Source organism: Maribacter sp. 2-571, from assembly GCF_050589625.1.
Classification (GTDB): Bacteria; Bacteroidota; Bacteroidia; order Flavobacteriales; family Flavobacteriaceae; genus Pelagihabitans.
The window spans coordinates 17,092-29,825 of the sequence record NZ_JBNGOP010000029.1 but is presented as its reverse complement, the minus strand read 5'-3'; the positions used below and the strand labels follow the sequence as shown (position 1 = coordinate 29,825).

At 43.3% G+C, this 12,734-nt stretch carries 11 protein-coding genes; 2 read left to right on the top strand and 9 right to left on the bottom strand.

The window, feature by feature from the left end; translation table 11 throughout:
- Positions 1-3: 3 nt before the first annotated feature.
- The 3 genes from ACRD7P_RS17405 to recR all read right to left on the bottom strand — a co-directional run bounded on the left by ACRD7P_RS17405 (position 4) and on the right by recR (position 3,213).
- On the bottom strand, positions 4-777 hold the full coding sequence (locus ACRD7P_RS17405; protein WP_430908957.1) for an exonuclease domain-containing protein: 774 nt from the start codon (positions 775-777) through the stop codon (positions 4-6).
- 360 nt (positions 778-1,137) lie between these two features.
- A complete protein-coding gene (locus ACRD7P_RS17400) occupies positions 1,138-2,502 on the bottom strand; it encodes a dihydrolipoamide acetyltransferase family protein (protein ID WP_430908956.1) in 1,365 nt (454 codons plus the stop codon).
- Positions 2,503-2,595: 93 nt separating this feature from the next.
- Positions 2,596-3,213 carry a recombination mediator RecR gene (gene recR / locus ACRD7P_RS17395; protein WP_430908955.1) on the bottom strand — a complete coding sequence of 206 codons (618 nt, stop codon included), beginning with the start codon at positions 3,211-3,213 and terminating at the stop codon, positions 2,596-2,598.
- Between the two features lie 312 nt (positions 3,214-3,525).
- Here recR and ACRD7P_RS17390 point away from each other — a divergent pair, with 312 nt between their 5' ends.
- Positions 3,526-5,010, top strand: a complete 1,485-nt coding sequence (locus ACRD7P_RS17390) for a sodium:solute symporter (RefSeq protein ID WP_430908954.1) — start codon at positions 3,526-3,528, stop codon at positions 5,008-5,010.
- A 74-nt stretch (positions 5,011-5,084) separates the two neighbouring features.
- Here ACRD7P_RS17390 and ACRD7P_RS17385 read toward each other — a convergent pair whose 3' ends face one another.
- From ACRD7P_RS17385 to ACRD7P_RS17370, 4 genes are all read right to left on the bottom strand, one after another.
- Positions 5,085-5,450 (bottom strand): CoA-binding protein, encoded by a 366-nt coding sequence (locus ACRD7P_RS17385; RefSeq protein ID WP_430908953.1) that lies wholly within the window; start codon positions 5,448-5,450, stop codon positions 5,085-5,087.
- 323 nt (positions 5,451-5,773) lie between these two features.
- Positions 5,774-6,784: a 3-oxoacyl-ACP synthase III family protein gene (locus ACRD7P_RS17380; RefSeq protein ID WP_430908951.1), complete on the bottom strand. Its 1,011-nt coding sequence runs from the start codon at positions 6,782-6,784 to the stop codon at positions 5,774-5,776.
- 84 nt (positions 6,785-6,868) lie between these two features.
- Positions 6,869-8,188, bottom strand: coding sequence for an ABC1 kinase family protein (locus ACRD7P_RS17375; protein ID WP_430908950.1), 1,320 nt, complete (start codon positions 8,186-8,188; stop codon positions 6,869-6,871).
- Between the two features lie 98 nt (positions 8,189-8,286).
- The gene (locus tag ACRD7P_RS17370; protein ID WP_430908949.1) at positions 8,287-8,943 is read right to left on the bottom strand and encodes a TetR family transcriptional regulator C-terminal domain-containing protein; all 657 of its coding nucleotides are present in this window, start codon (positions 8,941-8,943) and stop codon (positions 8,287-8,289) included.
- A gap of 393 nt (positions 8,944-9,336) precedes the next feature.
- Here ACRD7P_RS17370 and htpG point away from each other — a divergent pair, with 393 nt between their 5' ends.
- Positions 9,337-11,226: a molecular chaperone HtpG gene (gene htpG / locus ACRD7P_RS17365; protein ID WP_430908948.1), complete on the top strand. Its 1,890-nt coding sequence runs from the start codon at positions 9,337-9,339 to the stop codon at positions 11,224-11,226.
- A 125-nt stretch (positions 11,227-11,351) separates the two neighbouring features.
- Here the strand turns inward: htpG and ACRD7P_RS17360 are convergent, their stop codons facing one another.
- Positions 11,352-12,254 (bottom strand): haloalkane dehalogenase, encoded by a 903-nt coding sequence (locus ACRD7P_RS17360; RefSeq protein WP_430908946.1) that lies wholly within the window; start codon positions 12,252-12,254, stop codon positions 11,352-11,354.
- A gap of 10 nt (positions 12,255-12,264) precedes the next feature.
- Positions 12,265-12,732 carry a MaoC family dehydratase gene (locus tag ACRD7P_RS17355; RefSeq protein ID WP_430908945.1) on the bottom strand — a complete coding sequence of 156 codons (468 nt, stop codon included), beginning with the start codon at positions 12,730-12,732 and terminating at the stop codon, positions 12,265-12,267.
- Between the last annotated feature and the right edge of the window lie 2 nt (positions 12,733-12,734).

The window sequence follows — 12,734 nt, the reverse complement described above, 5'->3', positions numbered from 1 at the left end:
TGCCTAAAACTTATTGTTTAAACCGCTTAGCTTAATTTGTGTCAGTACTTTTTTGGTATACAAGGGAAAATCGGCGTTCAATATCCAACCAAAGTATCCCGGCTCCTTCTCGAGCACCTCATGCACTTTTTTGCCCTTGTGTTTCCCAAAGGCGAAAACCTCATTATCCTCTTCATCCAAAGCGATAAAACCGGCAAAGTCCACAAATCTGCGATGCGTGGAAAAAGCGGCCAGCTTTTTTACGTTGTTTTCCAGTTCGGGATAACGGTCCAGTTGCGATAACAACACCTCGTATGTAGCAAGGGTATCGGCCTCGGCGCTATGGGCATCGACCAACTCCTTTCCACAGTAAAACTTATACGCGGCCCCTAAGGTGCGTTTTTCCTTTTTATGAAAGATGGTCTGCACATCGATCGCGGCCATACTTTTCATGTCAAAATCGACATCCGCGCGTAACATCTCTTCCGCCAGCAAAGGAATATCGAAGCGATCGGAATTAAAACCGCCCAAATCACAATCCTTGATCATTTTATAGACATCCTTGGAAAGGTCCTTGAAAGTAGGCTCTTGGGCCACCTGTTCGTCAGTAATCCCATGAATGGCCGAAACCTCTTCGGGTATGGGCATTTCAGGATTTACCAACCATGTTTTACTTTCCTTGTTGCCGTTCGGGTATACCTTTAGGATAGCGATTTCGACTATACGGTCCTTGGCAATATTGGTTCCCGTTGTTTCCAAATCGAAGAAACAAATGGGGCGGGTCAGTTGTAGTTGCATTTGGGAATTATTTCGGCAAATATAGTGGTTTAGATGCGTATTAAAATGGGAAAGCTCCAGCTTAGCAACGTACTTTTATGGTAATTGCACCGTCAAATCTTGCAAGTCCCACTAAAAGGCAGGGAAAGCCAAAGTTTATTGAGCATATTATAATAGCAGTCGCTACTGGGAATGTTTCAACATCATGCTAAAACAGTTACTCAATTGTTCTCATTTTACTTTGTACGTTGTGTAAGGCGCTCCCAAAAAGTGCCTTTGTTAAGATGGGGTGAAACCTTTCCCATAAGAGCGCGCCCACGCTTTTTATTTGGCAACGAAAAAATCGGTTTTTATGCCGCAATGAAGGCGCTGTTGGAAAGCTTATATTTCCCTATTAGGATCCCAGGCCTCTAGATTATCGGCTATCGCTTTGGCAAACATACTACCGAGCGCTCCGTTTACCACACGATGGTCGTAACTATGCGATAGGTACATTTTACTTCGGATACCGATAAAGTCGCCTTCTTCCGTTTCAATTACCGCGGGCACCTTTCTTATGGCGCCCAGTGCCAAAATTCCAACTTGTGGCTGGTTGATGATGGGCGTACCGAAAACACTGCCAAAGGTTCCTACATTGGTTACCGTATAGGTACCATCCTGGATTTCGTCGGGTTTTAAGGAATTGGAACGCGCACGATCGGCCAGGTCGTTAACTACTTTTGCCATACCGACCAGATTCAATTGGTCCGCATTTTTGATTACGGGAACAATCAAGTTACCATCGGGCAATGCGGCCGCCATTCCTATATTGATATTTTTCTTTTTGATTACCTGGTCGCCCTTTACGGAGATGTTCATTAAAGGATACGTTTTCAATGCTTTGGCAACGGCTTCCATAAAAATTGGGGTAAAGGTCAACTTTTCTCCCTCCCTTTTTTCAAAGCTATCTTTGTTTTTCTTTCGCCAGTTCACCAAATTGGTGACATCCACTTCAATAAAACTCTGAACGTGGGCAGAGGTAGCGACGCTTTCTACCATGTGTTTGGCGATCAATTTGCCCATGCGCGACATTTCGATTACCTCGTCACCGCCTGAAACGGATACCTGCGGCGTTGGTTTGGGGCGTTCCGGCGCCACTTTGACTTCCGTACTGGGCCCACCGCCATTTTGTGATATTACGGGGGTAGCCGCTACCGGAGCGGCACCACTCTTTCGATTTTCGATATAGGCCAAAATATCGTTCTTGGAGACCCTCCCTCCTTTTCCAGAACCCGCAATTGCGTCCAACTCCGCGGTAGACACCCCTTCTTCCTTTGCAATATTCTTTACCAAAGGGGAATAAAAACGGGTATTATCCGATACGCTTTCCGAAGCTGTGGTTGCCTCCTTTTGAACGATTTCAATGCTTTCCTCAATTGCTGTGGCAGCCTCGATGGCTACATCCGAATGGGGCTCCGAATCGGTTTCGTTACCGTTATCTGAAACAGCGACCGTTTCGACGATGGCATCGGTCTCTATAATAGCTATGGTTTCGCCTACTTTAATGATATCGTCAACACCAAAACGTTTTTCCAACAATACCCCCTCCACTTCGCTGGGCACTTCCGAATCTACCTTATCCGTGGCAATTTCCAAAACCGCCTCGTCCATCGCTATGGTATCGCCCACTTCCTTCAACCAAGCGGTCAAAGTTGCTTCGGCAACACTCTCCCCCATTCGCGGTAGTTTCAATTCAAATTTTGACATATTCCTAATTTATATGCTCTTTTATCTATTTCGATTGCAAAAATAGCAAATAATTGCACTCTATTCTGGTTTTTCCCTATCAAAAACCACTTTTCAGGTTCTAAGAGAACCTTCAAATGGAATTCGATTTACGATACTTCTTCCCAAAGTAACTTCATCGGCATATTCCAATTCGTCCCCGACCGATATGCCCCGTGCGATCGTAGAGGTTCGAATATCAAGTCCGTTCAATTGTCTGAAGATATAAAAGTTGGTCGTATCGCCTTCCATAGTGGGGCTCAATGCAAAAACCAATTCCTTGATCTCCCCCAACTTGGCCTTTGCCACCAAGGTGTCTATTTGCAATTCTTGTGGCCCCACACCCTCCATCGGTGATATTTTACCGCCCAACACATGGTACAGGCCTTTAAACTGTCCGGTATTTTCAATGGCCATAACATCCCGAACATCCTCCACCACACATACCACACTACGGTCCCGTTTGGTATTGGAACAAAGTTCGCACAAGGCTACGTCCGAAATGTTGTGGCAATTGCCGCAAAACTTGATATTCTCCTTTAGCTGTACCAATGAACCGGCAAGCAAGGTAGTGCGTTCCGCCGGTTGCTTTAATAGGTGCAATACCAAGCGAAGTGCCGTGCGTTTACCGATTCCCGGTAGTTGGGCCATTTCATTTACAGCGTTCTCCAATAATTTGGAAGAAAAATCCATTTTTCCGTTTTAGTCGCAATTCTTGGTAAAATTACAATCAATTTTCGCTTTATACCATTTTAACTTTAAAATGGTACGTATAGCAATTGAATTGTTTTTTAGTTGTCCAAGGCAAAAGCCTGTCCTCGGCTTGTCCGGGGATCTCAGCACTGCCTTAGCGTGGGTTATATTTTCAAAGAAGAACAGCTGAAAAGTAACCACCGGATTAGCTACTTCAATCCACCCACGGTCGACCATGGAAATTCGATTTTCATTTCATCCCAAAAGAGTTACCGGTCGTATTTCGTACTTTTCGGAAATCAAAAATAGCTTATGCAGCCATTTCACATCATTCTATTGATCGGGGGGTATTTCATTTTGCTTTTGGCAATTGCCTATTTTACGGGGAAAAAGGATTCCAATACCGACTTTTTTAAGGCCGGAAAACGCTCGCCTTGGTTTGTAGTCGCCTTTGGAATGGTAGGCGCATCGCTCTCGGGTGTTACGTTTATCTCCGTTCCGGGTTGGGTAGAAGCTTCCCAGTTCAGTTATATGCAGGTCGTTTTGGGGTATTTTGTCGGTTACCTTATAACAGCTTACGTATTGTTACCTGTGTATTACAAACAAAACGTGACCTCTATTTACGAATATCTAGCACAGCGTTTTGGATTCGTAAGCCATAAAGTAGGCGCCCTGTCCTTTTTTATTTCACGTGTGCTCGGCGCGGCCTTTAGGTTGTTTTTGGTCGCCATTGTATTGCAGCAGTTCGTGTTCGACGCATGGAACGTGCCCTTTGAAGTTACCGTTGCCCTTTCCATTTCACTGATTTGGATCTACACCAAAAAAGGAGGTATTAAAACCATTGTATGGACGGACACCCTTCAGACGCTGTTCATGCTCGTTTCGGTAGGACTATCCATTTACTTTATTCTTGATGAGCTCGGTCTGGATTTTATACAGGTGCTAAGCAGCGATGCGTTGGAAGGATACGATAAAATCTTTTTCACCGACGATATCAACGCTAAAAATCATTTTTTAAAATCGTTTTTAGGCGGAATTTTCATCACTGTTTGCATGACCGGACTGGACCAGGATATGATGCAGAAAAATTTGACCTGTAATACCTTAAAAGATGCGCAAAAAAACATGCTGAGTTTTAGCGTTGTTTTGGTGGTGGTCACCTTCCTGTTCATGGTTTTGGGAGGATTGTTGTTTTTGTATGCAAAAGCGAACCAAATAGCCGTACCGCTAATGAACGGTACACCAAAGTCCGATCTATTGTTTCCGGAAATTGCCTTGAACACCGGCCTGGGGTCCTTGGTAGCGGTTACGTTCATGTTGGGCTTGATCGCGGCGGCATATAGCAGCGCGGATAGTGCCCTGACCTCACTTACCACCTCGTTTTGTGTGGACTTTTTGGGAATAGAAAAAAGGCCAGAGCGCCAACGGCTTCGTCTCAGAAAGACCGTACATATTGGCATGAGCTTGTTACTGATCGTGGTCGTCATTGTTTTTAAGCATGTTCTGGACACCAACGTTATCGATGGTCTGCTGCAAGTTGCCGGCTTCACCTACGGCCCCCTGTTGGGGTTGTTCTCCTTTGGGATATTCACCAAGTTACAAGTGAAAGATCGTTATGTTTGGGTCGTTGCCTTGACCTCCGTAGTAATGATTTTTTGTATTTCCCAAATACCGGCGAAGTTTTTGGGCGGATATCAAATAGGATACGAATTATTGCCGCTAAACGGACTGTTCACGTTTATAGGACTGCTAGCAATTCGTAAAACGACCAACAATTCTTACAAAAATGTAACGTAAACACTTATAAATCTTTGAGTTGAACATTTTTGAAATGTTAAATTTTTCTCGGCCGGATATCCTGAATCTTACTTTCACTCCCAATACTGTCCGGTAGACAACAACACTAGAGTACAGGCAATCACCACTGCTATCCCCCTATTTTCCAGTATTTTATAAAATTCAGGGTTTTCCGTGCCCGGATTAAAAATGACCCTTTTGGGATGTAGCTCCAGTATTTGTCGATAATACCCCGCTTGGCGCTTTGGGTTCATGTACAAAGTAACGGTATGAATATTTTGAAAATCATCCAAATTGGTCTTAATTTGTACATCCCTTATGTTACCCCCTTTAATACCAAATGCTTCAGTTTTAAGGTTATGGCTTCTTAAACGATTCACCGCCATATTACTGTATCTTTGGGGTTTTAAAGAAGCGCCAAAAACGAGTGTTTTTTCCATATTAAGGACTAAGATGTTAAAGTTTGTACAATTACTGTAACGATATTCCAAACTTAACGTCTATTGAAATAAGGTACATCAAAAGAAGATAACGATAAGTCGTTGATATAGCTATATGTTTATAGTTAATGGTTAGTGTTTAGTATAGCAAAATCGACGAAAGAGACCCTGGCAGCAATGTCAGGGTTTTATCGTTTATGCCCTTCCCCATCCGTCTAATTCTGATGAAAACAAAAGAGTAAACCATAACAATATTCAATTCACCGAACTTTTGCATCCGTTGCCGTAATTTCCTTACCATTCAAAATAGTACACTGGGATACTTACCATTTGATAATGGCACTGCCCCACGTAAATCCACTTCCAAAGGCGGCCAATACCACTACATCGCCTTTTTTTACTTTTTCCTGTTCCCAGGCCTCGGTAAGTGCAATGGGTATGGATGCGGCCGTTGTGTTTCCGTAGTTCATAATATTGTTATAGACCTGATCGTCTCGCAACCGAAACTGTTTTTGCACAAATTGCGATATTCTTAGGTTGGCCTGGTGGGGCACCAATAGGTCAATATCCCCTGCATTCATATTGTTTGCGGCCAAGCCTTCGTTGATGACCTCGCTAAAGCGGACTACGGCATTCTTAAACACGAACTGTCCGTTCATATAGGGAAAATACGATTCGTCGTCCGCATCATTGTCGGCAATGATATCGGTCACCCATCGTTTGCCCATTCCCGGGGCGATCAAACTGAGTTCTTCGGCGTGTTGCCCCTCGGAATGTAAGTGTGTGGATAAAATTCCCGAGTCGCGGTTTTCCTCACGGGACAATACCGCTGCTCCGGCACCATCTCCAAAAATAACGGAAACCCCTCTACCGCGTGTGGTCATATCCAATCCGTGGGAATGCAGTTCGGAACCGATGACCAATACATTTTTGTACATCCCACTTTTAATATATTGATCGGCAACGGAAAGGGCATAGATAAAACCGGAACATTGGTTTCTAACATCGAGCGCCCCTACGGTTTTAATACCGAGATCGCGCTGTACCAATACCCCTGGACCTGGAAAGTAATAATCCGGACTCAAGGTTGCAAAAATGATAAAGTCGATATCGTCTTTGTCGATACCCGCACGATCGATGGCCACCTTGGCGGCTTTAACGCCCATGGTAGTGGTGGTATCGCCATCCCCTTTGACCACATGACGCCTTTCCTTGATTCCCGTGCGCTCCTGAATCCAAGCATCATTGGTGTCCATTACCTTGGAGAGGTCGTTGTTGGTCACTACATTTTCGGGCACGTAATGTCCTAACCCTATAATTTTTGAATTGTACATACTTTGGTTGATTGTGTTGCGGTATACGGAACGATTAAACTTCAGACTAATATACTGAAAATTATATCGCTCCTTTAGCTGGTATTAACTTTGGTCTGCCAAATACTTGCGAAAGTGGTTAACATCTACTTTTGCCCTAAGATCGTGCAATAGATTGTATAGCCCAAAGAAGGTTCTGTTCATATACAGGAAATGCTTGGATCCTCGATTGCCGTTCATCCTCCGTAGCTGTTCGTCTTTTGAAAAACGCTCACTAAGGGAGGCGATCCGCATCCAAAATTCATCTGCGCCAAAATCGAACTCCTCCGCATTAAAAGGTGCCGTAAAAAGCGTGAGCAGCTCTCTAAAAAGGTCGGTGAAGAAGGTAGTTTCTTTTGGTGTATCCGTAGGGGTCAGAATCTCTAGCTGAACCAATTTCTCGCGAAAGAGGTCATCGTTATCTATGTTTTCCTTTTTTGCCAACTCAAAATAGGGATAGTAAAAAGAATCGGGCACTTCCTTGATGCATCCAAAATCAATGGCTATCAACCTTCCGGCATCGCTGATCAAAAAGTTACCGGGATGGGGATCGGCATGCACCTTGCGCAAACCATGGATCTGAAACATATAAAAATCCCATAGGGTCTGTCCCAAGCGATTGCCCATTTCGGGGGTGAAATCGGTTTTGGCGAACTCGCTCAAATGCATCCCCTGCATCCATTGCATGGTAATGATTTTTTCACTGGACATTTCCTCATAGTATTCCGGAAATTCCAAATTTTCGATGTGGGCGCAGGCCTGGGTAATTTCTTTGCTCTGCTGCACCTCAAGGATATAATTGGTCTCCTCAATAAGCTTATACTCTACCTCCTTAAAATATTTATCGGAATCCTTTCCCTTAATATTGAACATCCGTATCGCTATCGGCTTTACCAAGGCAAGGTCGCTACTGATGCTTTTGGCGACACCAGGATATTGAATTTTAACCGCTAGCTGTTTGCCGTCCTTGGTGGCCTTATGCACCTGACCGATACTTGCGGCATTTACCGAATCTTTTTCGAACGTGTCAAAAATATCCTCTGGATATTTTCCCAAATATTTTTTAAAGGTTTTGCGCACTAAAGGGGCCGACAATGGGGGAACTGAAAATTGGGATAAGGAAAACTTTTCTACATAAGCATTGGGCAGCAGGTTTTTTTCCATACTCAACATCTGCGCCACTTTGAGTGCGCTACCTTTCAAACTTTTAAGTCCGTCATAGATATCACCGGCATTATCCTCGTCCAGTTCGGCACGGTCCATTTCAGGATTTACCAGTTTTTTACTGTAGTATTTTACGTAGTTGCCCCCAATTTTGACTCCCGTTTTCACAAGTTTTCCGGCGCGTTCAATTTTACCGGTCGGAATTTTGTCGAGGGTTTTCATAGGCTTTCTTTGGTTTATTCAAACATCGTTTACATCAACATGCGACGATGTCATTATCTGACACATATGGTTTACGGAGCGGTCACGGCATCTTACGCTTAGGCCATTCTTTCCTTGAAGAGGAATTTTCCGAAGTCAATGATATTTTCCAATGGGGTATTATCGAATACGTCAAAAATGGTATTGATCGATTTTTCTATCGCCATATCCGTTTTTTCAAAGCCTGGACTGTTATCGTTCATCCAGAATTTTAAAACAAATACGAACTGTAGCCATGCACCTTCGGAAAATATTTTCGGATTGTGTTGCGTTAATCGAGAGGCCTTTTCGGCATTACCGTCCTCGATCAATTCCTTGGCAAACGAAACAATGTGTTTTTTTAAATCTTTCAACTGGCTCGGCGCACCCATCATATTTTTATCGTGGGCCAACGCAAAAAGCACATAACTTCGATTTAAGGTCATCAATTCGAAAAAAGAATAGAAAAAGGTCAACATTTTTTCTTTGTTCGAAAAGGTCTCGTATTCTTTATTTTTGAGCATAACGCTCTCCGTATTCTCGTAGAACTTTATCCATATCGCTTTTTGCAGTCCTTCGATGGACCCGAAAAAGGAGTAAAATTCCGATTCCTCTATTTTTAGTTCTTTGGCAAATTTGTAGATGGACGTGGGAATTTGTTCTGTCATCAATACATGGTCCATATACCCTGCTATAATCTGGTCTTCGGTTACCTTCTTTTTTGTTTTTGTTGCCATCGGAGTGTGTTTTGTATATCGTTTTTATTCTTGGCCCGCTTGCACTTGCGAGGTCGATTTAAAGATAATAAAAACGTGCCTCGGGGGCGAAGCACGTTTTAAACAACCTAACCAATAAATAATCAAACATGATTATATGTTAAAAATCTTCTTCATAGCAAGATTTTAATCTAATCATACTCAAAGATAATACTGTTTAACTTATTAACTAAAAAATTAAACAAAAAATATTGTTAAACTTTACGACACTTCATTACCAAACCTTAAATGTCAGTTTGTCATGTGTAGGAAGTATGGTATTTTTTTTGACATATGGATACGCGAAGCATGGGTGTTATTTCCATGGCTTTAATAAAACGCAATTCGTTAAAAACATATAAAGCAGTAACAATTATGGCAACAGGTAAAATTAATGTGTCGGTGGACAATATTTTTCCACTGATTAAAAAGTTTCTTTACAGTGACCACGAAATATTTCTAAGAGAGCTCATTTCCAATGCCACCGATGCTACCTTAAAGTTAAAGCACCTTACCGCTATCGGTGAGGCAAAGGTGGAATACGGCAATCCTCTTATCGACATCAAAATCGACAAGGAAGGCAAAAAGATACATTTGATCGATCAAGGTATCGGAATGACGGAGGACGAGGTAAAAAAGTACATCAATGAAGTCGCTTTTTCAGGTGCCGAAGAATTTTTGAACAAATATGAAGACGGTGCCAAAGACGCAGGAATTATCGGCCATTTCGGACTCGGTTTTTACTCCTCCTTTATGGTGGCCCATACCGTGGAAATTATTACCAAGAGCTTTAAGGACGAACCTGCGGTACATTGGTCATGCGATGGATCTCCCGAGTTTACCATAAAGAAAGGAAAAAAAGAAGACCGCGGAACAGAGATCATTCTACATATTGCCGAAGATTCCATAGAGTTTTTGGAAGATTCCCGAATCACCGAACTGTTGACCAAGTACAACAAGTTTATGCCGATACCCATTCGTTTCGGTACCAAAACGGAAACCTTACCAAAACCGGAAGACGCTAAAGAGGAAGATCCCGCTCCTACCAAAGAGGTAGATAACATTATCAACAACCCAAATCCGGCGTGGACAAAGCAACCTGCGGATTTGGAGGATGCCGATTACAGTGGGTTTTACCGCGAACTCTATCCAATGCAGTTCGAAGAACCATTGTTCCATATTCATTTGAATGTAGATTACCCGTTCAACTTAACGGGCATCCTATATTTTCCCAAATTGACCAATGACCTGAATGTCCAGAAAGATAAGATACAATTGTATCAGAATCAGGTTTTTGTCACCGACAATGTGGAAGGTATCGTTCCGGAATTTCTGACCATGCTTCGTGGTGTGATCGACTCTCCGGATATTCCTTTGAACGTATCGCGATCCTATCTGCAGGCTGACGGTGCCGTAAAGAAAATTTCCTCCTACATCACCCGAAAGGTAGCGGATAAGCTCAACTCCCTGTTTAAGAACAGCCGAGAAGATTTTGAACAAAAATGGAACGATATTAAAATCGTCATCGAATATGGCATGCTTTCCGAAGATAAATTCTTTGAAAAGGCGGATAAGTTTGCCCTCTATCCAACGGTGGACGGAAACTATTTCACTTTTGAAGAGTTGCAAGAAAAACTAAAGGATACCCAAACCGATAAAGACGAGAAGTTGGTGATTCTTTATGCATCGGATAAAGATGCGCAACACAGCTATATCGAGGCTGCCAAGACAAAAGGATACGAGGTATTGCTGATGGACTCTCCCATTATCTCTCATTTGATGCAAAAGCTCGAAACTTCAAAGGAAAAAATATCCTTCGCCCGGGTGGATGCCGATCATTTGGATAACCTGATCAAAAAAGAGGATACCCAAATATCCAAACTATCGGATGAGGAAAAGGAAAAGCTGAAAACCAATTTGGAGGAAGTCATCTCCGATAAAAGCTTTACCGTACAGTTGGAAGCGATGGATAGCAGCGCGTCGCCGTTTATCATTACCGAGCCGGAATTTATGCGCCGTATGAAAGACATGCAACGCAGTGGTGGAGGCGGTGGCATGTTCGGAATGGGAGGTATGCCCGAAATGTACAACCTCATCGTAAATACCAATCATGAGCTGGTAGGCGAAATCTTGAATACCAAGACGGCCAAAAAACGGGAACGCCTTATCAACCAGTCAATCGACTTGGCACGTTTGTCAAAAGGCTTGTTAAAAGGTGAGGAACTGACCAACTTTATCAAAAGAAGTTACGAAATGGTAAAGTGATGACCTGAACTATCGGATATTTTAAACCAAAACGCCCTGAATCATATCAGGGCGTTTTCTTTTTGTTATACTATTTTACTTTTGAAATGGTATTGTTCTCAGTATCTGACCGGTAATGGCCAACCTTATGCTATCGCATGCGCTTTTAAAAAAGCTGCCAAATGCTCGGCCAATTCTTCTCCTTTGTCCTCCTGTATAAAGTGCCCGGCCTTTTCAATTGTCCGGTGCGGCATTCCCAGGGCCCCGGGAACCTTCGCCTGAAAATACAGATCGCCTCCCTTCATCAAGGGGTCCGAATCACCAAAAAGGGTAAGAAACGGTTTCTCCCATTTTTCCAAAACCGCCCAGGTAGCGTCGCATGCAGGTAAGGCGTTATCAAAATCCTCCCCATCGAAGGGAACCAGTTTTGGAAATACCCGCGCTCCCGCTTTGTAGGTGTCATCGGGAAAAGGGGCATCATAAGCGGCAATCGCCTGTTCCGACAGTTCCGATACCGTTCCCATTTGAAGTACCCCTCCCGCATGGAAGTTCGGGGTCGTTTGCGAAAAATGACGCCATTTTAAAAAGGCTTCGTTCGCTTTGATGCCCGTTCTTGGGACAAAAGTGTTGGAAGCGGTAATCGTTGCAAAAAGTTCCTGGTTTTCCGCTGCCAAACGCAAACCGCACAGCCCGCCCCAATCTTGGCAAAAAAGATGTATATCGGTCAATTTCAAAGTGGTTACAAGTTGCTTTAACCAAGCCACATGTTTTGCATAACTATACTCTTGCGGAGCACCAAGTTTATCCGATTTGCCAAAACCGATCAGATCCGGAGCGATTACCTGATAGCTCTTCTCCACTAGAATCGGAATCATTTTCCGGTAGAGATACGACCAGCTCGGTTCGCCATGCAACAGTAGTACGGTAGGACCATTACCTTCCTTTACATAATGCATTTTTAGTCCTTGTCCCACTTCGCAAAAATGGGCTTTAAAGGGGTAATCTTCTAAATCGGAGAAACGATTCTCCGAGGTTGTCAGTATCTTCATTTACTTCTTTTTAAGATTCGAACATTAACGAAACAAATTCAGCGACACAGGCCGGTTTCTCGGCCCCTTCAATTGCAATGGTGCAGTCCCATGTAATTTTTGCGCCATTTTCGCCGTAGTCGTCCATCCCTACAATTTTACTCAATAGCCGTACCTTGCTCGAAACGATCACGGGGTTCGGAAAACGTACTTTGTTCAGTCCATAATTAACGCCCATGGTCGCGCTGTTTACCGTAACCACATCTCCCAACATTTTTGACAATAGGGAGACGGAAAGAAATCCATGGGCCACCGGAGCCTTGAAAGGCGAATACTTTTTTGCCTTTTCCACGTCTACATGGATCCATTGAAAATCGTGGGTAGCGGATGCAAACGCATTGATCATTTGTTGGGTAACGGTTACCCATTCACCAACGGGCAACTGTTTTCCGATATGGGTCCGTAACGCGGCTAAATCTTTACAAATGAGGGTTTTCATAT